This window comes from Pseudomonas sp. GW458-11-26-14-LB4, from assembly GCF_059423925.1.
Genome location: NZ_JBWKYU010000002.1, coordinates 288,628 through 310,881 on the forward strand (window position 1 = coordinate 288,628; position 22,254 = coordinate 310,881).

Consider the following 22,254-nt stretch of genomic DNA (forward strand, 5'->3'; position numbering starts at 1 on the left):
CATGCAATCGCTGCTTCAGTTGACCGATACCCAGATCAGTACCTGGGTGGCGTCGTTCATGCTGCCGATGTTTCGCGTCGCCTCGATGTTGATGGTGATGCCCGTCTTCGGAACCACGCTGGTGCCCCGGCGGATCCGTCTGTACTTCGCCTTTGCGATCACCGTGGTGATTACGCCCAACCTGCCGGCGATGCCGGCGGTCAGCCCGCTGGACCTCAGCGGTCTGCTGCTGATCGCCGAGCAGATCCTCGTCGGTGCGGTGCTGGGCTTCTCCTTGCAGTTGTTCTTTCAGGCCTTCGTGGTGGCCGGGCAGATCGTCGCGATCCAGATGGGCATGGGCTTCGCGTCGATGATCGACCCCACCAACGGCGTGTCGGTGGCGGTGATCGGGCAGTTCTTCACGATGCTGGTGACCTTGCTGTTCCTGTCGATGAACGGGCACCTGGTGGTCTTCGAAGTGCTCACCGAGAGCTTCACCACGCTGCCGGTCGGCGGCGGGTTGATGACCACGCATTACTGGGAACTGGCCGGCAAACTCGGCTGGGTGCTGGGCGCCGCGTTGTTGCTGGTGCTGCCGGCAGTCACCGCGCTGCTGGTGGTCAACATCGCGTTTGGTGTGATGACCCGCGCCGCGCCACAGCTCAACATTTTCTCCATCGGCTTTCCGCTGACCCTGGTGCTCGGCCTGTTCATTGTCTGGGTCGGGTTGGCGGACATTCTCAATCAGTATCAACCGCTGGCTACTGAGGCCCTGCAGTTTTTACGCGAACTGGCAAAGGCGCGCTGAGTCATGGCTGAGAGCGAAAGCGGTCAGGACAAAACAGAAGACCCCACGGAGAAGCGCAAAAAGGACTCCCGGGAAAAGGGTGAAATTGCGCGCTCCAAGGAGCTCAACACCCTGGCGATCATGCTCGCCGGCTCTGCCGCGCTGCTGATTTTTGGCGGGATGCTGGCGCAGGAATTGATGGACCTGATGCGCCAGAACTTCACGCTGTCGCGGGAAGTGATCATGGACGAGCGCTCGATGGCGACGTTCCTGATGAGCTCCGGATTGCAGGCGTTGCTGGCGATCCAGCCGATCATGATCACCCTGTTGCTGGCGGCTTTCCTCGGACCGATTGCGCTGGGTGGCTGGCTGTTCGCCGCCGGTTCGCTGGCACCCAAGTTCAGTCGGATGAACCCGGCGGCGGGCCTCAAGCGGATGTTCTCGATGAAGGCTGTGGTCGAGCTGCTCAAGGCGCTGGCCAAGTTCCTTATCACCTTGGGCGTCGCGCTGGTGGTGCTCAATGCGGACATCGACGATCTGCTGCGCATCGCCCACGAGCCGCTGGACCGGGCGATCATTCACAGCTTGCAACTGGTGGGCTGGAGCTCGCTGTGGCTGGCCTGCGGGTTGATCATCATCGCGGCTGTCGACGTGCCCGTGCAGATCTGGGAAAGCATCAAAAAGCTCAAAATGACCAAGCAGGAAGTGCGCGACGAGCACAAGGACCAGGAAGGTCGGCCGGAGGTCAAACAGCGCATTCGCCAGTTGCAGCGCGAGATGTCGCAGCGGCGGATGATGGCGGCGATTCCGGATGCCGACGTGGTCATCACCAACCCGACCCACTACGCCGTGGCGCTCAAGTACGACGCCGAGAAGGGCGGGGCGCCGATGCTGCTGGCCAAGGGCAGCGACTTCCTGGCGCTGAAGATCCGCGAAATCGCCGTGGCCAACAACGTCATGCTCCTCGAATCGCCGGCGCTGGCGCGTTCGATCTATTACTCCACGGAGCTGGAAGAAGAAATCCCCGGCGGCCTGTACCTGGCGGTCGCCCAGGTGCTGGCTTACGTCTACCAGATCCGCCAGCACCGCGCGGGCAAGGGCAAGTTCCCGGAACCGCTCAAGGACGACCTGCCGATCCCGCCGGATTTGCGGCGCGATTCCTGATGGTGATGAAGCAAAAAAACCGCCATCCGGTTAAATCCGGTGGCGGTTTTTTTATGCCTGATGACCTGTGTTGCCTGCCCGCGAAGGCGTCAGCCGCCACGACACCTCTCTCAAGCCTTTACGCGGAAGTCTGCGTCGACGGTATTTCCAGATTATCCAGCACCCGATTCACTGCCAGTTCCCCGAGCATGATCAGTTGCGCAATACCCACCAATGTCCTGCGCTGGGAGGCGGGCATGAGGTGGGTGAAGTCATTGACGATGGTTCTGGCCGAGGCGAGGGTTTCGCAGGCATCGGCCAGCAGCTCTTCGTTTTTGAAGTCCGCGGTGACGGCGTACATTCTGCGGTTCTTGCGCGGTGGTGGCGTGGAGCCGGGCGGGCAGAGATAGTGATCGAGGGCGCGGTCGGCGGCTTCGTGAAGCTTTCTGGAATCGGCGGATTCGTAGGGCGAGGCGGGATCGGTTTCGGGTGGGTTGGGTGTTGGTTTGATCATGGTGAAGCTCCTGAGTTATGGAGCCACTCTCGCCTGTCGCTAAACAAGTGAAGGTGGCAGCTGTACGCAGGTTAGCGAACCGGTCTCAGGCACCCCGGTAGACCCAAAGGTCTCCCGCATACAGCCGCCATAACGTAATTGCGGACGAAGAGTCCCGCAACGAAGCCATGAACGCTGATGCACTGAGATAGTCCGGGTCGCTAAACCCGATCGCTGATTCGTCAGCGACAGATCCACAATAGAACCCGACCCCACAGCGCACAAGCCGGCGGATTCTGGCGTAGCTGTAGGCAACGGCGCAAGGATTCGTAGCCTGTAAGGCGTGTCTGAAGGTGTCTTTTAAACACCCGAGTTTAAAAGACACTTTTTGCTGACTTCTTGCGAAAGCGGCATCCCGCCCAGCAGAAAAACCACGCCCAAACCCCTCTGTTTCAATCATCGGCAAAAGTTGGAAGGCTTCTTGCAGTAGCCGCCGTGCGCCCGCTCTGGGCGTCAAAAGTTTGCTTTAAAGGAACGGGGAAAACCGGTGGATCGCTCTCAGTTATTCAACACTGCTCGCTCGAATGTTGCCGACCTCAGTCGAGGCAATCTGGGTGTGCCGCTGTTGCTGCTGGTCATGCTGGCGATGATGATGTTGCCGGTGCCGCCGTTCCTGCTCGACGTGTTCTTCACCTTCAACATTGCCCTGTCGATCGTCGTGCTGCTGGTCTGCGTATACGCCTTGCGGCCGCTGGATTTCGCGGTGTTCCCGACCATCCTGCTGGTGGCGACGCTGCTGCGGCTGGCGCTGAACGTGGCGTCGACGCGGGTGGTGATGCTCCACGGTCAGGACGGCCACGCCGCCGCCGGTAAGGTGATCCAGGCTTTCGGTGAGGTGGTGATCGGCGGTAACTACGTGGTCGGTATCGTGGTCTTCGCGATCCTGATGATCATCAACTTCGTCGTGGTAACCAAGGGGGCCGGCCGGATCTCCGAAGTGAGCGCGCGTTTCACCCTCGATGCGATGCCCGGCAAGCAAATGGCGATCGACGCCGACCTCAATGCCGGTCTGATCGACCAGGCGCAGGCCAAGGCCCGTCGTTCTGAAGTTGCCCAAGAGGCCGAGTTCTACGGTTCGATGGACGGTGCCAGCAAGTTCGTACGCGGTGACGCCATCGCCGGTCTGCTGATTCTGTTCATCAACCTGATCGGCGGTATGGCCGTCGGTATCTTCCAGCACAACATGACGTTCGCTGACGCGGGCAAGGTTTACGCCTTGCTGACCATCGGTGACGGTTTAGTGGCGCAATTGCCATCACTGTTGTTATCTACAGCGGCAGCGATCATGGTGACCCGTGCTTCCGGTTCGGAAGACATGGGCAAGCAGATCAATCGCCAGATGTTCGCCTCGCCGAAAGCGCTGGCGGTGGCTGCCGGTCTGATGGCGGTCATGGGCCTGGTGCCGGGCATGCCGCACTTCTCGTTCCTGACCATGGCTGCGCTGGCTGCCGGTGGCGCTTACCTGTTCTGGAAGAAGCAGAACGTGGCCAAGGTCATCGCGCTGGAAGAGGTCAAGCGTCAACAGGAACTGCTGCCGTCGCCAGCCCGCGCCATGGAAACCAAGGAGCTGGGCTGGGACGACGTGACCCCGATCGACATGATCGGCCTGGAAGTCGGCTACCGTCTGATTCCGTTGGTGGACCGCAACCAGGGCGGGCAATTGCTGGCGCGGATCAAGGGCGTGCGCAAAAAGCTCTCGCAGGATCTGGGCTTCCTGATGCCGACCGTGCACATCCGCGACAACCTCGACCTGGCGCCGAGCGCCTATCGCCTGACCCTGATGGGCGTGATCCTGGCCGAAGCCGAGATCTACCCGGATCGCGAACTGGCGATCAACCCGGGGCAGGTCTACGGCACGCTCAACGGCATTACCGCCAAAGATCCGGCTTTCGGCCTGGAGGCGGTGTGGATCGAAGTCAGCCAGCGCGCCCAGGCGCAATCGCTCGGTTATACCGTGGTCGATGCCAGCACCGTGGTTGCGACCCACTTGAACCAGATTCTGTACAAGCACTCCAGCGAGCTGATCGGCCACGAAGAAGTCCAGCAACTGATGCAATTGCTGGCCAAGAGCTCGCCGAAACTGGCAGAAGAGCTGGTGCCCGGCGTGGTCACGCTGTCGCAGTTGCTCAAAGTATTGCAGGCGTTGCTGGCCGAGCACGTGCCGGTGCGCGATATCCGCAGCATTGCCGAAGCCATCGCCAACAATGCCGCCAAGAGTCAAGATACCGCCGCTTTGGTGGCCGCTGTGCGGGTCGGCGTATCCCGCGCCATCGTCCAAAGCATTGTAGGGACTGAGTCGGAGCTGCCAGTTATCACGCTGGAGCCAAGGTTGGAACAAATATTGCTCAATAGTCTGCAGAAGGCAGGACAAGGCTCGGAAGAGGGCGTTCTGCTGGAGCCGAGCATGGCCGAGAAGCTGCAGCGTTCGCTGATCGAAGCGGCGCAGCGCCAGGAAATGCAAGGTCAGCCGGTGATCCTGTTGGTAGCAGGCCCGGTTCGCGCGATGCTCTCGCGCTTTGGTCGCCTGGCAGTTCCCGGACTGCATGTGCTGGCCTACCAGGAAATTCCGGACAACAAGCAAGTGACCATCGTTGCGACAGTAGGGCCCAACGGCTGAGGTAGTGGTTTATGCAAGTTAAGCGTTTTTTCGCCGCCGATATGCGTCAGGCCATGAAGCTGGTTCGTGATGAGCTGGGCGCTGATGCCGCCATCATTGGCAACCGCCGCATTGCCGGCGGCGTCGAGCTGACGGCGGCGCTCGATTACAAACTGTCGGCGCTGGCCCCGCGTGTTCCGAACATGGAACTCGAGGATGAGCTGCGCAAGACCCAGTCGCGCATCGTCACCGCCCAGGCCGAACTGAGCTTGCGTGGCGAAGCCGACGGCAACACCAATCGCCAGTTGTTCGCCGGGCTGCCGTTGACGGCCGGCCTGCCGCTGACCGCTGCCGAGCCGCTGACCGAACCGACCTACGAAGCTCCGGCTCGTCCGGCGCCGGCGCCTGCAGCGGTTTCCGCTGGCGTTGACCCGCGTGCACTGGATTCGATGCGTTTCGAACTCAACAGCCTGCGCGAACTGATGGAAGTGCAACTCGGCACCCTGGCCTGGAACCAGCTGCAAGGCAGCCGTCCGGCCCAGGCCAATCTGTACCGTCGTCTGCAACGCATCGGTTTGTCCGGCCCGTTGTCCCGTGATCTGCTGTCGATGATCACCGAGATCGACGAACCTCGTCAGGCCTGGCGCATGCTGCTGGCGCACCTGGCACGAATGATTGCCGTACCGGAAGTCGAGCCGCTGGAAGAGGGTGGGGTGATTGCGATGGTCGGTCCTGCCGGCATGGGCAAGACCACCACGCTGGCCAAACTGGCCGCCCGCTACGTGCTCAAGTACGGCGCGCAGAACATCGCGCTGGTGAGCATGGACAGTTTCCGTATCGGCGCGCAGGAGCAGCTCAAGACTCTGGGTCGCATCCTTAACGTTTCGGTGACTCACGTCGATCCGGGCCAGTCCCTGGTGCAGGCGCTGGATCCACTGCTGCGCAAACGCGTGGTGCTGATCGATACCGCCGGCCTGCAAGCCAGCGATCCGGCCCTGCGCATGCAGCTGGAAAGTCTGGCCGGTCGTGGCATTCGCTCAAAAAATTATCTGGTCCTGGCAACCACCAGCCAGAAACAGGTTCTAACCGCCGCTTATCACAGTTACAAGCGTTGCGGGCTGGCCGGCTGCATCCTGACTAAACTGGATGAGACGGCCAGCCTTGGCGAAGTGCTGAGCCTGGCGATCAGTCACGAACTGCCGGTCGCCTACCTGACCGATGGGCCGCGTATTCCGGATGATCTGCATCTGCCGCGCCGTCATCAACTGGTCAGCCGCGCCGTCAGTGTGCAAATGCAGGAAGAACCCAGCGAAGAAGCCATGGCTGACATGTTCGCTGATATCTACCACAGTCCGACCAAGCAGGTTGGCTGAGGTAATGAACCGTTTTTGTACCTACATCGATGGTCTGCCATGCATTGTTCCGGTTGTGAACGCGCAGCCAGTAATGTGGCCTCCGTCTATGCAAGACAAGGTAAAGAAATAACATGGGCAGCATGCATCCCGTACAGGTGATCGCGGTGACCGGCGGCAAAGGTGGCGTCGGCAAGACTAATGTGTCAGTGAACTTGTCCCTGGCGCTGGCAGAGCTTGGCCGTCGGGTCATGCTGCTGGACGCCGACCTGGGGCTGGCGAACGTCGACGTTCTGCTGGGCCTCACACCCAAACGCACCCTGGCCGACGTGATCGAAGGCCGCTGCGAGCTGCGCGACGTGCTGTTGCAAGGCCCCGGCGGGATCCGCATCGTGCCGGCCGCTTCCGGCACCCAGAGCATGGTTCACCTGAGCCCGGCCCAGCATGCCGGCCTGATTCAGGCGTTCAGCGACATCGGCGACAACCTCGACGTACTGGTGATCGACACCGCTGCGGGTATTGGTGACTCGGTAGTCAGTTTCGTGCGCGCGGCCCAGGAAGTGTTGCTGGTGGTCTGCGACGAGCCGACCTCGATCACCGACGCCTACGCGCTGATCAAACTGCTGAACCGCGATTACGGCATGAATCGCTTCCGCGTCCTGGCCAACATGGCCCAGAGCCCGCAGGAAGGTCGCAATCTGTTCGCCAAGTTGACCAAGGTCACGGATCGCTTCCTCGACGTCGCCCTACAATACGTCGGCGCGGTGCCCTACGACGAAAGCGTGCGCAAGGCGGTGCAGAAGCAGCGTGCGGTCTATGAAGCCTTCCCGCGTTCCAAGTGCGCACTGGCGTTCAAGGCGATCGCACAGAAGGTCGACACCTGGCCGCTGCCCGCCAACCCGCGCGGCCACCTCGAATTTTTCGTCGAGCGCCTCGTGCAGCAAACGGCAGGACCTGTGCTATGACCGCCAGCGGTATGAATTTCTACAAGAAGTCGGCGCGTGACGCGCAGTACGAGCTGATCGAGCGTTACGCGCCACTGGTCAAACGCATCGCCTACCACTTGCTGGCGCGATTGCCGGCCAGTGTGCAGGTCGAAGACCTGATCCAGGCCGGGATGATCGGCCTGCTCGAAGTCTCGACCAAATACGACGCCAGCAAGGGCGCCAGTTTTGAAACGTACGCGGGCATCCGGATCCGCGGTGCGATGCTCGATGAAGTCCGTAAGGGGGACTGGGCGCCACGCTCGGTTCACCGCAATACCCGTATGGTCAGCGACGCAATTCGCTCGATTGAAGCTAAAACCGGCCGTGACGCTAAAGATCACGAAGTTGCGGCCGAACTCCAATTGAGTCTCGACGATTACTACGGGATTTTGAACGACACCCTGGGCAGCCGGCTGTTCAGTTTCGACGACCTGTTGCAGGACGGCGAACACGAAGGGCTGCACGAGGATGGCGCCAGTGCTCATCTGGAGCCGTCGCGCGATCTGGAAGACGAACGTTTCCAGGCCGCGCTGGCGGACGCGATTGCCAATTTGCCGGAGCGTGAGCGACTGGTGTTGGCGCTGTACTACGACGAAGAGCTGAACCTCAAGGAGATCGGTGAAGTCCTTGGCGTCAGTGAATCGCGGGTCAGCCAGTTACACAGCCAGTGCGCGGCCCGCTTGCGGGGGCGTTTGGGGGAGTGGCGAGCGCGCTGAAGGCAGTGTGGGGACACTGCGAACGAGGCTGGTGCGGTGGTGAACGGCACCGGTCTTGATCTGTTGTGCTCCAGACAGTCATCGAGTGTTTTGCCGGATTGATTGAAATGGCGCGTCCAGGTGCTGGGCGCGTTTAAGACTGCTTGGAGGTCGAATTGAACAAAGACATGAAAATCCTCATCGTTGATGACTTCTCAACGATGCGGCGGATCATCAAGAACCTGTTGCGTGATCTGGGGTTCACCAACACCGTTGAAGCCGACGATGGCACCACTGCCATTCCGGTACTCAACAGCGGCAGCATCGACTTTCTGGTGACCGACTGGAACATGCCCGGCATGACCGGTATCGACCTGCTGCGCCACGTGCGTGCCGATGAAAAGCTCAAGCACCTGCCAGTGCTGATGGTGACCGCTGAAGCCAAGCGCGAGCAGATCATCGAAGCGGCCCAGGCCGGCGTTAACGGCTACGTGGTCAAACCTTTCACGGCCCAGGCGTTGAAAGAAAAAATCGAGAAGATTTTCGAACGCATCGGCTGATGAACGCGCGGGGGAGCTATGGAGCATAACGAATCTTCACAGGGCGATTTTGAGTCGACCCTGAAAAAACACGCGGTCGAACTGGTCGAGAGCCTTGAAAAAGGCAAGTTCGGCGACGCTGTGCAACTGATCCATGAGCTCAATCAGACCCGTGACCGTGGCCTGTACCAGGAAGTGGGCAAGCTCACGCGTGAACTGCACAGTGCGATCGTCAATTTCCAGATCGATCCGCACATGCCACAGGCTGAGGAAGTGTCGCAAATCACCGACGCTACCGAGCGCCTGGGCTACGTGGTCAAACTGACCGAAGCTGCCGCCAACCGCACCATGGATCTGGTGGAAAGCGCGACCCCTGTGGTCAATGGCCTGGCTGACGAAGCCCAGGCCTTGAGCGCCGATTGGAGCCGCTTCATGCGCCGTGAGGTCGGGGCTGAAGAGTTCCGTGAACTGGCGCGCCGGGTCGACGGTTTTCTGGCACGCAGCAGCGCGGACAACCGCGCGGTGTCGAGCAATCTGAACGACATTCTGCTCGCCCAGGATTACCAGGACCTCACCGGTCAGGTGATCAAGCGCGTGACCCAATTGGTCACCGAAGTCGAAAGCAACCTGCTCAAGCTCGTGCTCATGGCCAGCCAGGTGGACCGCTTTGCGGGCATCGAACATGACCGTGCGGCGATGCTTGCTGAAAAAGATCCACAAAAACATCTCTCGCAGGGTGAAGGTCCGCAGATTCATGCCGATAAACGAGAAGACGTTGTGTCCGGTCAGGACGATGTGGACGATTTGCTATCCAGCCTTGGATTTTGAGTTTTTTTGGGTTTTTAGACCTGTAGGAGCACCCCATTAATGAGCTTCGGCGCCGATGAAGAGATCCTTCAGGATTTCCTGGTTGAGGCCGGCGAGATTCTTGAGCAACTGTCCGAACAACTGGTCGAGCTGGAAAGCCGCCCGGATGACGCAGATCTGCTCAACGCAATTTTTCGCGGTTTCCACACTGTAAAAGGGGGCGCCGGCTTCCTTCAGCTCAACGAGCTGGTGGAGTGCTGTCACATCGCCGAAAACGTGTTCGACATCCTGCGCAAGGGTGAACGACGCGTCGATGCAGAACTGATGGACGTGGTGCTCGAAGCGCTGGACGCGGTGAACAGCATGTTCAGCGAAGTCCGCGATCGCAGCCCGATCACCGCCGCCACCCCGGAACTGCTGGCCGCCCTGGCGCGTCTGGCCGAACCGCAATCGGCGGATGAAGCCCCGGCTTCGCCTGTCGCCGAGATGATCGAAGAACTGGTCGTCGAAGGTGATTCGGGTGACATCACCGATAACGAATTTGAACAGTTGCTGGACTCGCTGAACGCCGTCAAGGCCGAAGCCGAAGCCCCGGCGGCTGCCGCTGCACCTGCTTCCACCGAAGCGGCCAGCGATGAAATCACCGACGCCGAGTTCGAGTCGCTGCTCGACCAGTTGCATGGCAAAGGCCAGTTCGCGGCCGACGCCGTGGCACCGGCGGCCGCTGCACCTGCTGCTCCGGCGGCGGGCGACAGCTCGGACATCACCGACGACGAATTCGAGGCCTTGCTCGATCAGTTGCACGGCAAGGGCAACTTTGCCGTTGATGCGCTGGAGTCGGCGATTGCTTCGGTTCCTGCAACGGCTGCTCCGGCAGCGGCTGCGGCCGGTAGCGATCTGATCAGCGATCACGAGTTCGAATCGCTGCTCGACGATCTGCATGGCAAAGGCAAGTTCACTGACGTCGCCACCGGTGCGGTCGTGACTGCCGGCAATGCTTCGGCTGTCGCGGCGCCTGCTGCGAAGGCCCCGGCCGCTGCGGCAAAACCTGCTGCGAAAGCGCCTGAGCCGAAAGCCGAACCGGCCAAACCGGCTGCCGCTGCGGCACCGGCTCCGGCCCGTGCACCGGCGACGCCGCCACCGGAAAAACCGGCGAGCGAAGCCGAGACCACCGTGCGTGTGGACACTGCACGTCTCGACGAAATCATGAACATGGTCGGCGAGCTGGTACTGGTGCGTAACCGTCTGGTGCGCCTGGGCTTGAACAGCGGCGACGAGTCGATGCAGAAGGCCGTGTCGAACCTCGACGTGGTCACCGCCGACTTGCAGACCGCGGTCATGAAGACCCGGATGCAGCCGATCAAGAAAGTCTTCGGCCGCTTCCCGCGTCTGGTTCGCGACCTGGCACGCCAGCTCAAGAAAGAGATCAACCTGGAACTGGTGGGCGAAGAGACCGACCTCGACAAGAACCTCGTCGAGGCACTGGCCGACCCGCTGGTCCACTTGGTGCGCAACGCGGTTGACCACGGCATCGAGTCGCCGGAAGAACGTGAAGCTTCGGGCAAGGCCCGTGGCGGCAAGGTGATTCTGGCGGCCGAGCAGGAAGGCGACCACATCCTGCTGTCGATCTCCGACGATGGCAAGGGCATGGACCCGAACGTCCTGCGCGCCATCGCCGTGAAACGCGGTGTGATGGACAAAGATGCCGCCGATCGCCTGAGCGACACCGAGTGCTACAACCTGATTTTCGCCCCGGGTTTCTCGACCAAGACCGAGATCTCCGACGTGTCCGGCCGCGGTGTCGGCATGGACGTGGTGAAGACCAAGATTTCCCAGCTCAACGGTTCGATCAACATCTACTCGACCAAGGGCCAGGGCTCGAAGATCGTCATCAAGGTGCCGCTGACGCTGGCGATCATGCCGACCCTGATGGTGATGCTCGGCAACCAGGCGTTCGCGTTCCCGCTGGTGAACGTCAACGAAATCTTCCACCTCGACCTGTCGACCACCAACGTGGTGGACGGCCAGGAAGTGGTGATCGTGCGGGACAAGGCGCTGCCATTGTTCTACCTCAAGCGCTGGCTGGTCAGCTCTGCCGCTCACGAAGAGCAGCGCGAAGGCCATGTGGTGATCCTTTCGGTGGGCACCCAGCGGATCGGCTTCGTCGTCGATCAACTGGTCGGCCAGGAAGAAGTGGTCATCAAGCCATTGGGCAAGATGCTCCAGGGAACTCCGGGCATGTCCGGCGCCACCATCACCGGTGACGGCCGCATTGCACTGATTCTCGATGTTCCGAGCATGCTCAAGCGTTACGCCGCACGGCGTATTTGAATCCGGGGCGGCGGGGCGACAACGTCCCGCCGCACCTAATGGAGTGTTTATGGCAGTCAAAGTCCTGGTGGTGGACGATTCGGGTTTTTTCCGCCGCCGCGTCTCGGAAATTCTTTCAGCGGATCCGAGCATCCAGGTTGTCGGCACGGCAACCAACGGTAAAGAGGCGATCGATCAGGCCCTGGCCCTCAAGCCGGACGTGATCACCATGGACTACGAGATGCCGATGATGGATGGCATCACGGCCGTGCGGCACATCATGCAGCGCTGCCCGACCCCGGTGTTGATGTTCTCCTCGCTGACGCACGAAGGCGCCCGGGTCACCCTGGATGCGCTGGATGCCGGCGCGGTGGATTTCCTGCCGAAGAATTTCGAAGACATCTCCCGCAATCCGGAGAAGGTCAAGCAACTGCTGTGCGAGAAGGTTCACAGCATCTCGCGCAGTAACCGTCGTTTCAGTGCCTACAGTGCGCCGGCGCCTGCCGCTACACCTGCACCTGCGCCGACTCCGGCAGCAGCGCCGTCGAGCTTTGGCAGCCACAGTGCTCCGGCCCGTCCGGCACCTGCGCCTGCACCGACTCGCGCGCCAGCGGCCAGCGCTTCGTCGCCGGCCCCTAAACGCAAAAACTACAAGCTCGTGGCGATTGGTACATCGACCGGTGGCCCGGTGGCCCTGCAACGGGTTCTGACCCAGTTGCCGGCCAACTTCCCGGCGCCGATCGTGCTGATCCAGCACATGCCGGCGGCCTTCACCAAGGCCTTCGCCGAACGTCTGGACAAGCTGTGCCGCATCAGCGTCAAGGAAGCCGAGGATGGCGACATCCTGCGTCCGGGCCTGGCGCTGCTGGCGCCGGGTGGCAAGCAGATGATGATCGATGGCCGTGGCGCGGTGAAAATCCTGCCGGGCGACGAGCGTCTGAACTACAAGCCGTGCGTGGACATCACCTTCGGTTCTGCAGCCAAATCCTACAGTGACAAAGTTCTGGCGGTGGTACTGACCGGCATGGGCGCCGACGGCCGTGAAGGCGCACGCCTGCTCAAGCAGGGTGGCAGCACGGTCTGGGCTCAGGACGAAGCCAGTTGCGTGATCTACGGCATGCCGATGGCCATCGTCAAAGCTGACCTCGCCGACGCGGTGTACAGCCTGGACGATATCGGCAAGCACATCGTCGAGGCATGCGTCTGATGGATGTTCTAAGCCTTATCGGGATCATCATGGCGTTCGTCGCCATCATCGGCGGCAACTACCTGGAAGGCGGTCACCTCGGCGCGCTGGCCAACGGCCCGGCGGCGCTGATCGTGCTCGGTGGCACCGTCGGTGCCGCGCTGCTGCAATCGCCGATGAGCGCGTTCAAGCGCGCCATGCAGATTCTGGCGTGGATCTTTTTCCCGCCGCGTGTGGATCTGGCCGGCGGTATAGACCGCGTGGTCAACTGGAGCCTCACCGCGCGCAAGGAAGGCCTGCTGGGCCTGGAAGGCGTGGCGGATGCCGAGCCTGATGCCTACTCGCGTAAAGGCCTGCAACTGCTGGTCGACGGCGCCGAGCCGGAAGCGATCCGCAGCATCCTCGAAGTGGATTTCTACACCCAGGAAGCCCGCGATGTCGAAGCAGCCAAAGTGTTTGAAAGCATGGGCGGCTACGCGCCGACCATCGGCATCATCGGTGCGGTGATGGGCCTGATCCACGTGATGGGCAACCTCGCCGATCCGTCGCAACTGGGTAACGGTATCGCGGTCGCATTCGTCGCCACCATCTACGGTGTGGCCAGTGCCAACCTGATCCTGTTGCCGGTGGCTGCCAAGCTCAAGTCAATCGCGTTGCGACAGTCGCGTTATCGCGAAATGTTGTTGGAAGGTATTTTGTCGATCGCTGAAGGTGAAAACCCACGCTCCATCGAGTTGAAGCTTCAGGGCTTCATGGATTAAGGGACTGACCTCATGGCACGTCGTCGCCAGCATGAAGAGCACGTAAACCATGAACGCTGGCTGGTTTCCTACGCCGACTTCATTACCTTGCTCTTTGCCTTTTTCGTGGTGATGTACTCCATCTCGTCGATCAACGAAGGCAAGTACAAGATCATCTCCGAAGCGCTGATCGGGGTCTTCACCGACTCCGACCGCGCGCTTAAGCCGATCCCGATCGGTGAAGAACGACCGAAGACCGTGACCCCGGCCAAGCCGCTGGTCAAGGACGCCGAACAGGTCGACGCCGGCATCGCCGGGGCCAGCGATCCGCTGAAAAGCATCGCCGATGACATCAGCGCCGCGTTCGGTGACCTGATCTCCTCGAACCAGATGACCGTGCGCGGCAACGAGCTGTGGGTCGAGATCGAACTCAACTCCAGCCTGTTGTTCGGCAGCGGTGATGCGATGCCCAGCGATATCGCGTTCAACATCATCGACAAGGTCGCAGCGATTCTCAAACCGTTCGACAACCCGATCCACGTCGAAGGCTTCACCGACGATCAACCGATCCGCACGGCGCAGTACCCGACCAACTGGGAACTGTCCTCGGCGCGTTCGGCGAGCATCGTGCGCATGCTGGCGATGCAGGGTGTCAACCCTGGCCGCATGGCGTCGGTGGGCTACGGCGAATTCCAGCCGGTGGCCAACAACGCCACCGCCGAAGGCCGGGCGAAGAACCGTCGTGTGGTGCTGGTGGTGTCGCGCAATCTTGATGTGCGCCGCAGCCTGACCGGCACCGGAACCGCCCATGCGCAACCGGATGCCGCGTTGAAGCGTGCTGGCACACAAACTGCACCGACCCCGGTCAAGACGCCGGGACGCGAGAGTGCCGTCAATTCTCCGTCGCCCGCATTAATACGCTGAACCATGTCTCGGCCGAGTATCCCGGCCGGGAGGAACGATCTGAATGAGAGTCTGGGCAGTCGCCAATCAAAAGGGTGGTGTTGGTAAAACCACTTCTTCCATCGCTTTAGCCGGTTTGCTGGCAGAGGCGGGCAAGCGCGTGGTCGTGGTCGATCTCGACCCGCACGGCTCGATGACCAGCTATTTCGGTTACGACCCCGACAGCCTGGAACACAGTAACTACGACCTGTTTCTGCATAAGGGCAGCGTGCCGCAAGGCCTGCCGGGCCAGCTGCTGCTGTCGACCAGCGATGAACGCATTTCCCTGTTGCCGTCGAGCACCGCGCTGGCCACCCTCGAGCGCCAGTCGCCGGGGCAGAGTGGCCTGGGTCTGGTGATCGCCAAGAGTCTGGCGCAACTGTGGCAGGACTTCGATTACGCGATCATCGACAGCCCGCCGTTGCTCGGCGTGTTGATGGTCAACGCCTTGGCCGCGAGTCAGCAACTGGTGATCCCGGTGCAGACCGAGCACTTGGCCGTCAAAGGCCTGGAGCGCATGGTCAACACCCTGGCGATGATCAACCGCTCGCGCAAACAGGCGCTGCCGTTCAGCATCGTGCCGACCCTGTTCGACCGCCGCACTCAGGCGTCGATGGGCACCTTGCGCGTGCTGCGCGACAAATTCCCCGACGAGATATGGCAGGGTTACATCCCGGTCGATACCCGTCTGCGCGACGCCAGTCGTGCCGGTGTCACCCCTTCGCAATTCGACGGCAAGAGCCGTGGCGTGCTGGCTTACCGCGCGCTGCTCAAGCATCTGCTGGCGCAGCAACTCGTTCCGCAGGTGGCTTGAGCATGAATCGGCCGATCAAGCTGACGTCGAAGCCGCAACTGGCGCTGCAGTCCTATCTGGACGGCTTGCTGCAGGAAGTGCCGGACGAGGTCGAGCAGCAAATCGCAGCCCCGGTCGAGGTGGTCGAGACCGCCGCGGCGCTCGATGAATTCCAGGCCGCCGTGCTTGAAGAGCAGGCCCGGGATGCGCAAAAAGCCGCCCGGCCGATCGCCCCGGTTGCAGCGCCTGCCGCTGTGGTAGCGAAGGCGCCTGCGACGTTGATCAAAGAGCCTGAGCCGGTGCGCGTGGTATCGACCCTGGCGCCGCTGCTGCAAACCCAGCTTCTGCAAACGCCTCCGGCTCCCGTAGTCCCAGAGCCAGAATCTGAAGCACCTGCGCCAGCCCCGGTCGAGCCGACCCTGGTTGCGCCGCTGGTGGAAGTGCATCTGCCGCCCAGCAACACGCCGCCACCGGTAGAAACCGACGGTCGTCCGGCCTGGGCTTCGGAAGCGTTCGAATGCCTGCTGTTCGACGTCGCCGGGTTGACCCTGGCGGTGCCGCTGGTGTGCCTGGGCTCGATCTATTCGCTGGCCGGCCATGAGCTGACGCCGCTGTTCGGTCAGCCGGAATGGTTCCTCGGGATTCTGCCGAGCCAGGCCGGCAACCTGAAGGTGCTGGACACCGCACGCTGGGTCATGCCGGATCGCTACCGCGATGATTTCCGTCAGGGCCTGCAATACGTGATTTCGGTGCAGGGTTACGAGTGGGGCCTGGCGGTGCATCAGGTCAGTCGCTCGTTGCGTCTGGACCCGAATGAAATCAAATGGAGAAGTCACCGGGGTCAGCGGCCATGGCTCGCCGGCACGGTGATTGAACACATGTGCGCCTTGCTCGATGTTTCCGCACTGGCCGAGTTGATCGCCAGCGGTGGGGCAAAGCACATGTCCGGCAGTAAGCCGAACCACAAACCGACATAAAGACAGTACCGGCATTCAAATGCCGGCGAACGAAACACACACCGCCAGGCGCGGTTTTTCGAGGGGCTAGGGTATGAACGACAAGGCTACGGCGGCAAAGGGTTCCGAAGATCCGATCCTGCAATGGGTGACCTTCAAGCTGGACAACGAAACCTACGGCATCAACGTGATGCGCGTTCAGGAAGTCCTGCGCTACACCGAGATCGCTCCGGTTCCGGGCGCGCCAAGCTACGTGCTGGGCATCATCAACCTGCGCGGCAACGTGGTGACCGTGATCGATACCCGTCAGCGCTTTGGCCTGATGAGCGGTGAAATCAGCGACAACACCCGTATCGTCATCATCGAAGCCGACAAGCAAGTGGTTGGCATCATGGTCGACAGCGTGGCCGAAGTGGTTTACCTGCGTCAGTCGGAAATCGAAACCGCACCGAACGTCGGTAACGAAGAGTCGGCCAAGTTCATCCAGGGCGTGTGCAACAAGAACAACGAGTTGCTGATCCTGGTCGAGCTGGACAAGATGATGAGCGAAGAAGAATGGTCGGAACTGGAGAACATCTGATTGATTCTCGAGGTAGCGGTCATTGTCCTGTTCCTGTTCTGGGCAGGCACGCTGGCGATGTTTCTGGCGTACATCAAGGCGCAGCGGGTGATCGCTGCGCAACAGGCCCAGGGCGATGCGCTGCGTGATCAGCGCATCAAGGACCTGGCCAAGCGTGTCGACGATTACCAGAACGGCAACGTGCGCATGGGCGAAGCCCTGCACGAGCTGCGCTCGGTCGTCGGTCCGATCCCGGACAAACTCGCCCAGCTCGAGCAGCGTGATCCATCCAGCCTGTCATTCGCCCAGGCGGCGAAACTGGTGGGGATGGGCGCGAGTGTCGATGAGCTGACCCAGTCCTGCGGGTTGACCCAGGCTGAGGCGGAGTTGATGCGCAAGCTGCACAGAAGCAGCTAAAAGCTTCAGGTGGGAACGAAAAAACGCAGTCATCGATGACTGCGTTTTTTTTGCCTTCAGTAATCGTCGCCGCGTTCGGTGACGTCTTTCTCGACCATCGGTGCATCCGGGTTGTGTCCCGCCGGGAACTTGCCCTTGAGGTTCCAGGCGAACGCGATGATCTCGGCGATCGTGCGGTACAGCTCTTCGGGGATGCTGTCGCCCAGTTCCATCCGCGCCAGCAACTTCACCAGTTCGGCGTTTTCGTAGATCGGCACTTCACAGTCGCGGGCGATCCGCAGGATTTCTTCGGCCAGTGCTTCGTCGCCCTTGGCGGTGAGGGTCGGGGCGTGGCTGCCGTCGTATTTGAGGGCGATGGCCTGGCGTGGAGCGGTGGTGTCATTCATGCGGTTTCGTCGACCCAGCGGTGTTCGAGGCGGGTTTGGATGCCTTGCGGCGGGGTGCCGAGGTGGCAGTCGATGTCGCCGACGTTCAGCCCGGAATCCAGCAGGCGCTGGCGCAGTGCAGTCAGATTGCTTTCGATCAGGCTCGCGGTGTACGGCCGCTCGGCCCATAGCTGACTGGACAGGCTGCCGCTGATCAATTGCGCCTGAATCTGCATCGGCCCCAGCGGTTCCATGTCGAACGCCAGATCGACGCGCCACAGTTGTTGTTTCGGCTCGCGCTCATCGCGGCGCTGCTCGTTCGCTTCCTGTTTCTCCGGTGCTTCTTCGCGCTGGAACTTGACCTGCAACGGCACGATGTCCTGCAGGTTGCGCATCGGGATTTCCAGTTGCCAGGTGCTCAGCAGGCGGCCGTCGTCGGTGACGCCGGTCTGTTCCAGACTCGACAGCTGATGGCTTTGCAAGCGCGACACGGCGGCTGCGGCGAGGCGCAGCAAATGTTCCAGATCGCCTTCACCTTCCAGACTTTGCAGCAGCCGGTCGGGCAGCGGAAAACTGCTCGGCACCGGTTTCGCGCTGACCTGGCCGAGCATGCCGAGGGCGTTGCGCACGAAACTCGGCAGCGCCTGGGCCAGGGTGTTGGCGGCGATAATTGCGTTCAGGTTGGTGTTGCCGGGCAGGCCGGGTGTGAGTTGGGCGATCAGCTTGAGCAGATCGGCTTTCATGTCCGGGACCAGCGTCGGGTTCTGTCCGGTCAGCAGTTTGGTTTCGAGGAACACGCCGCTGTTGGCCAGCGCCTGGGCCAGACCTTTTGGGGTGCTCAGTTGCTGCACGTCCGGCAGGTTGGCGAGCAGTTTGTCCACGGCGGCACGCAAATCCTGGGAGGTCTGATCGGTGGCGGGGGGCAGGCTCTGGAGCATTTTCAGCAAGCCGTCGAGCGAGCCCTGACGGCTTTGCTGACTGACCAGTTGCTGGCTGACCGCCAGTTGTTCCTGGCGATTGCTCAGCGGCAGGAACTTCAGGGTCTGCGAGTCCTGCACCAGCGCCGACAGCAAGGTGCCGATACGCAACGGTTGCGGGCTGTCGATGCTCAGGGTGGTGCCGCTCAACGCGGTGTTGAGCAGGCTGACCATCGAGCGATACACCGTCGGTTGCCCTGGCACCTGCGGCAAGACCTGAGCCGTGAGCACCTTGCCTTGCAGCAGCGTGCCCACCGGCAGTTGCGCGGTGTCGATGCGGGTGAGGGTGGCAACGCTGCTGGCGATGGCCTGTTGCACGGTGATCGCCAGATTGCCCGCCGACGGTTGGGTGATCGCCAGACTGGTGCCTTGAGGCAGCGGCAGATTGCTGGTCGCCTGCACGGTGGTCTGACGGCCGCTGTCCAGTGTCACCTTGAGCAGCAATTGAAAGGTCTGATCCGCCTGCTTGAGCGACAACACCTCGGCCTTGGCGCTCTGGCCGGCGGCAATCAGCCCGTCGACCGGCGTCAGCAACTTCAGCAACTCACCCACCTGCGGGCGAACGGTCGCCGGGGTGGTGGGCGGGAGCGGGAGGATGTTCATTTCGCCTGTCATACGCGGACACAACCTGAGGAAAATGCACTCTGGAGAGAGGATGGCGACATGTATAATGCCGCCCGTCGTTCCAGGAGTGGCGAAAACATTGCAATTGTTTGACGCAGCTCTCTAGATCGAGCCGTCAATGCATCTATGCTGCAACTCTTTAACGGCCGCGCCAGAGCCGACTTGAACCGTATAAGGCCCGTGAACCCTTGACCAGTCCTGTCCTGCAAACCGTTGCCCTCGCGTGTGAACGTGATCTCAGACTGCTCTTCGACAATCTCGAATTGAGACTGGCCAGTGGCGATATGGTGCAGATCAGCGGCCCCAACGGCAGCGGCAAGACCAGCCTGCTGCGTTTGCTGGCCGGTTTGATGCAGCCGACCGACGGTCAGGTACTGCTCAACGGCAAGCCGCTGGGCGAGCAACGCAGCGAGCTGGCGCGCAACCTGCTGTGGATCGGCCATGCCGCCGGGATCAAGGATCTGCTCACGCCGGAAGAAAACCTCGCCTGGCTCTGCGCCCTGCATCAACCCGCCGAACGCGACGCGATCTGGCAGGCCCTGGCGGCGGTTGGATTGCGCGGTTTCGAGGATGTTCCCTGCCACAGTCTGTCCGCCGGCCAGCAGCGCCGCGTGGCATTGGCGCGGTTGTATCTGGACAGCCCGCCGTTGTGGATTCTCGACGAACCGTTCACCGCCCTCGACAAACAGGGCGTGGCACAGCTTGAAGAACACCTGGCCGGGCACTGCGAACGGGGAGGGCTGGTGGTGCTCACCACGCACCATACGCTGAGCCGGATGCCGGCCGGTTATCGCGACATCGATCTGGGGAATTGGTCGGTATGAGTGTGTTCGGCCTGCTGGTTGCCCGTGAATCCCGACTGCTGTTCCGCCGCCCGGCGGAGCTGGCCAATCCGCTGATTTTCTTCGCCATCGTCATCGCGCTGTTCCCGCTGGCCGTCGGACCGGAAACTCAAGTATTGCAAAACTTGTCCCCGGGGTTAGTCTGGGTGGCGGCACTTTTGTCGGTCCTGCTCTCGCTGGACGGGCTTTTTCGCAGTGATTTCGAAGATGGCTCCCTTGAACAGTGGGTCCTTTCGCCGCACCCCCTGCCACTTCTGGTATTGGCCAAGGTGCTGGCACACTGGCTTTTTTCCGGGCTGGCACTGGTTTTGCTCTCGCCGTTACTGGCGTTGATGCTCGGGTTGCCGGCTGCGTGTCTGCCGGTTTTGCTGCTTTCGTTGCTGCTGGGAACACCGGTGCTGAGCTTGCTCGGCGCGGTGGGCGCGGCGCTGACGGTCGGTCTGAAACGCGGTGGCCTGTTGCTGGCGCTGCTGATTCTGCCGTTGTACATCCCGGTGTTGATCCTCGGCAGTGGCGCCTTGCAGGCGGCATTGCAGGGCATGCCGGCGCTTGGTTATCTGTTGTGGCTTGGCAGCCTGACCGCCCTGGCGATAACCCTGACACCTTTTGCAATAGCGGCTGGCCTGAAGATCAGCGTCGGCGAATAATGAGGTCTGGTTAAAATTTAACCAGCAAAGACCCTGAGACTGCTCACACCGATGAGCGGCACCCGTGATGGAAACAGTATGAACTGGACCTGGTTTCACAAGCTCGGCTCGCCCAAGTGGTTCTACGGCATCAGCAGCAAGTTGCTGCCGTGGTTGAGCCTCGCCGCGTTGTTGCTGATCTGCGTTGGCGTCATCTGGGGCCTGGCCTTCGCGCCGCCGGACTATCAGCAAGGCAACAGCTTTCGCATCATCTATATCCACGTGCCCGCCGCGATGCTCGCTCAGTCGATCTACGTGATGCTGGCGGTGTGCGGGGTGGTCGGGCTGGTGTGGAAGATGAAACTGGCCGATGTCGCCCTGCAGTGCGCCGCACCGATCGGTGCGTGGATGACCGCCGTGGCGCTGGTCACCGGGGCGATCTGGGGCAAACCGACCTGGGGTTCGTGGTGGGTCTGGGACGCGCGTCTGACCTCGATGCTGATTCTGCTGTTCCTGTATTTCGGCGTGATCGCGCTGGGCAACGCCATCAGCAACCGCGACAGCGCCGCCAAGGCCTGCGCGGTGCTGGCCATCGTCGGCGTGATCAACATTCCGATCATCAAATACTCGGTGGAGTGGTGGAACACCCTGCACCAGGGCGCGACCTTCACCCTCACCGAAAAACCGGCGATGCCCGTCGAGATGTGGCTACCGCTGCTGCTGACGGTGCTGGGTTTCTACTGTTTCTTCGGCGCCGTGCTGTTGCTGCGCATGCGCCTTGAAGTGCTCAAGCGCGAAGCCCGCGCCAGTTGGGTGAAAGAAGAAGTGCAGAACAGCCTGGAGGCCGCTCGATGAGTTTCGCGTCATTCGGCGACTTCCTCGCCATGGGCCATCACGGCCTGTATGTCTGGTCGGCCTACGGCATCTGTCTGGCGGTACTGATCCTCAACGTGGCGGCGCCGATCGCGGCCCGCAAGCGTTATCTGCAACAAGAGGCGCGTCGTCTGCGCCGGGAGAACGGCAAGTGAATCCGCTGCGTAAAAAGCGTCTGATCATCATCCTGGCAATTCTGGTCGGGGTCGGCGCTGCCGTCGGCCTGGCCCTGAGCGCCCTGCAGCAGAACATAAACCTGTTTTACACCCCGACCCAGATCGCCAACGGCGAAGCGCCGCAGGACACCCGCATCCGCGCCGGCGGCATGGTCGAGAAGGGCTCGCTGCAACGCTCCACGGATTCGCTGGACGTGAAATTCGTGGTCACTGACTTCAACAAGTCCGTGACCATCACCTACCGTGGAATCCTGCCGGATCTGTTCCGCGAAGGGCAGGGCATCGTCGCGCTCGGCAAGCTCAACGCCGATGGCGTGGTAGTCGCCGATGAAGTGCTGGCCAAGCACGACGAGAAATACATGCCGCCTGAAGTGACCAAAGCCCTGAAGGACAGCGGTCAATCCGCGCCAACCCCTGCGAAGGAGGGTTGA

The 22,254-nt window shown here is 61.5% G+C and carries 24 protein-coding genes; 21 read left to right on the forward strand and 3 right to left on the reverse strand.

Annotated features, from left to right (window positions below; genetic code table 11):
* The first annotated feature begins 1 nt into the window (after position 1).
* Entirely contained in the window at positions 2-787 is a 786-nt protein-coding gene (fliR, locus tag AC07XZ_RS04110) for a flagellar biosynthetic protein FliR (RefSeq protein ID WP_007951952.1), read from the forward strand.
* 3 nt (positions 788-790) lie between these two features.
* Positions 791-1,930, forward strand: a complete 1,140-nt coding sequence (flhB, locus tag AC07XZ_RS04115; protein WP_102686050.1) for a flagellar biosynthesis protein FlhB — start codon at positions 791-793, stop codon at positions 1,928-1,930.
* Between the two features lie 118 nt (positions 1,931-2,048).
* On the opposite strand, the gene AC07XZ_RS04120 is transcribed toward flhB, so the two are convergent.
* The gene (locus AC07XZ_RS04120; RefSeq protein ID WP_102686051.1) at positions 2,049-2,423 is read right to left on the reverse strand and encodes a DUF6124 family protein; all 375 of its coding nucleotides are present in this window, start codon (positions 2,421-2,423) and stop codon (positions 2,049-2,051) included.
* Between the two features lie 526 nt (positions 2,424-2,949).
* Here AC07XZ_RS04120 and flhA point away from each other — a divergent pair.
* From flhA to AC07XZ_RS04190, 14 genes are all read left to right on the forward strand, one after another.
* Positions 2,950-5,079 carry a flagellar biosynthesis protein FlhA gene (gene flhA / locus AC07XZ_RS04125; RefSeq protein WP_102686052.1) on the forward strand — a complete coding sequence of 710 codons (2,130 nt, stop codon included), beginning with the start codon at positions 2,950-2,952 and terminating at the stop codon, positions 5,077-5,079.
* Between the two features lie 11 nt (positions 5,080-5,090).
* On the forward strand, positions 5,091-6,431 hold the full coding sequence (flhF, locus tag AC07XZ_RS04130; protein WP_007951958.1) for a flagellar biosynthesis GTPase FlhF: 1,341 nt from the start codon (positions 5,091-5,093) through the stop codon (positions 6,429-6,431).
* A 113-nt stretch (positions 6,432-6,544) separates the two neighbouring features.
* Entirely contained in the window at positions 6,545-7,375 is an 831-nt protein-coding gene (gene fleN, locus AC07XZ_RS04135) for a flagellar synthesis regulator FleN (protein ID WP_003222917.1), read from the forward strand.
* Positions 7,372-8,112, forward strand: coding sequence for an RNA polymerase sigma factor FliA (gene fliA / locus AC07XZ_RS04140; RefSeq protein WP_011333070.1), 741 nt, complete (start codon positions 7,372-7,374; stop codon positions 8,110-8,112). Before fleN ends, fliA begins: the two co-directional genes overlap by 4 nt.
* A gap of 167 nt (positions 8,113-8,279) precedes the next feature.
* A complete protein-coding gene (locus AC07XZ_RS04145; protein ID WP_003183998.1) occupies positions 8,280-8,651 on the forward strand; it encodes a chemotaxis response regulator CheY in 372 nt (123 codons plus the stop codon).
* 18 nt (positions 8,652-8,669) lie between these two features.
* On the forward strand, positions 8,670-9,458 hold the full coding sequence (locus AC07XZ_RS04150) for a protein phosphatase CheZ (protein WP_085605803.1): 789 nt from the start codon (positions 8,670-8,672) through the stop codon (positions 9,456-9,458).
* A 39-nt stretch (positions 9,459-9,497) separates the two neighbouring features.
* Positions 9,498-11,768 (forward strand): chemotaxis protein CheA, encoded by a 2,271-nt coding sequence (locus AC07XZ_RS04155; protein WP_085605806.1) that lies wholly within the window; start codon positions 9,498-9,500, stop codon positions 11,766-11,768.
* Positions 11,769-11,817: 49 nt separating this feature from the next.
* Positions 11,818-12,954, forward strand: coding sequence for a protein-glutamate methylesterase/protein-glutamine glutaminase (locus AC07XZ_RS04160; RefSeq protein WP_085747100.1), 1,137 nt, complete (start codon positions 11,818-11,820; stop codon positions 12,952-12,954).
* Complete coding sequence (locus AC07XZ_RS04165; RefSeq protein ID WP_064600715.1) at positions 12,954-13,694, forward strand: flagellar motor protein; 741 nt, start codon at positions 12,954-12,956, stop codon at positions 13,692-13,694. The genes AC07XZ_RS04160 and AC07XZ_RS04165 overlap by 1 nt, the downstream gene beginning before the upstream one ends.
* Positions 13,695-13,706: 12 nt before the next feature.
* Positions 13,707-14,597, forward strand: a complete 891-nt coding sequence (gene motD, locus AC07XZ_RS04170) for a flagellar motor protein MotD (protein WP_007959218.1) — start codon at positions 13,707-13,709, stop codon at positions 14,595-14,597.
* Positions 14,598-14,640: 43 nt separating this feature from the next.
* Positions 14,641-15,429 carry a ParA family protein gene (locus AC07XZ_RS04175; RefSeq protein WP_007959220.1) on the forward strand — a complete coding sequence of 263 codons (789 nt, stop codon included), beginning with the start codon at positions 14,641-14,643 and terminating at the stop codon, positions 15,427-15,429.
* Between the two features lie 2 nt (positions 15,430-15,431).
* Positions 15,432-16,385 carry a CheW domain-containing protein gene (locus AC07XZ_RS04180; protein WP_085747098.1) on the forward strand — a complete coding sequence of 318 codons (954 nt, stop codon included), beginning with the start codon at positions 15,432-15,434 and terminating at the stop codon, positions 16,383-16,385.
* A gap of 73 nt (positions 16,386-16,458) precedes the next feature.
* Entirely contained in the window at positions 16,459-16,944 is a 486-nt protein-coding gene (locus AC07XZ_RS04185) for a chemotaxis protein CheW (RefSeq protein WP_007959223.1), read from the forward strand.
* Positions 16,945-17,340 carry a DUF2802 domain-containing protein gene (locus tag AC07XZ_RS04190; RefSeq protein WP_007959226.1) on the forward strand — a complete coding sequence of 132 codons (396 nt, stop codon included), beginning with the start codon at positions 16,945-16,947 and terminating at the stop codon, positions 17,338-17,340.
* Between the two features lie 56 nt (positions 17,341-17,396).
* On the opposite strand, the gene AC07XZ_RS04195 is transcribed toward AC07XZ_RS04190, so the two are convergent.
* Together AC07XZ_RS04195 and fliK are read right to left on the reverse strand one after the other, a co-directional pair.
* The gene (locus AC07XZ_RS04195; RefSeq protein WP_085747097.1) at positions 17,397-17,726 is read right to left on the reverse strand and encodes an EscU/YscU/HrcU family type III secretion system export apparatus switch protein; all 330 of its coding nucleotides are present in this window, start codon (positions 17,724-17,726) and stop codon (positions 17,397-17,399) included.
* Positions 17,723-19,297 carry a flagellar hook-length control protein FliK gene (gene fliK / locus AC07XZ_RS04200; protein WP_102686053.1) on the reverse strand — a complete coding sequence of 525 codons (1,575 nt, stop codon included), beginning with the start codon at positions 19,295-19,297 and terminating at the stop codon, positions 17,723-17,725. Before fliK ends, AC07XZ_RS04195 begins: the two co-directional genes overlap by 4 nt.
* Positions 19,298-19,494: 197 nt before the next feature.
* Here fliK and ccmA point away from each other — a divergent pair, with 197 nt between their 5' ends.
* From ccmA to ccmE, 5 genes are all read left to right on the forward strand, one after another.
* Positions 19,495-20,130, forward strand: a complete 636-nt coding sequence (ccmA, locus tag AC07XZ_RS04205) for a cytochrome c biogenesis heme-transporting ATPase CcmA (protein WP_102686054.1) — start codon at positions 19,495-19,497, stop codon at positions 20,128-20,130.
* Positions 20,127-20,795 carry a heme exporter protein CcmB gene (gene ccmB / locus AC07XZ_RS04210; protein ID WP_011333083.1) on the forward strand — a complete coding sequence of 223 codons (669 nt, stop codon included), beginning with the start codon at positions 20,127-20,129 and terminating at the stop codon, positions 20,793-20,795. Before ccmA ends, ccmB begins: the two co-directional genes overlap by 4 nt.
* A 78-nt stretch (positions 20,796-20,873) precedes the next feature.
* On the forward strand, positions 20,874-21,629 hold the full coding sequence (locus AC07XZ_RS04215; RefSeq protein WP_102686055.1) for a heme ABC transporter permease: 756 nt from the start codon (positions 20,874-20,876) through the stop codon (positions 21,627-21,629).
* Positions 21,626-21,802 (forward strand): heme exporter protein CcmD, encoded by a 177-nt coding sequence (ccmD, locus tag AC07XZ_RS04220; RefSeq protein ID WP_011333085.1) that lies wholly within the window; start codon positions 21,626-21,628, stop codon positions 21,800-21,802. The genes AC07XZ_RS04215 and ccmD overlap by 4 nt, the downstream gene beginning before the upstream one ends.
* On the forward strand, positions 21,799-22,254 hold the full coding sequence (gene ccmE, locus AC07XZ_RS04225; RefSeq protein ID WP_011333086.1) for a cytochrome c maturation protein CcmE: 456 nt from the start codon (positions 21,799-21,801) through the stop codon (positions 22,252-22,254). Before ccmD ends, ccmE begins: the two co-directional genes overlap by 4 nt.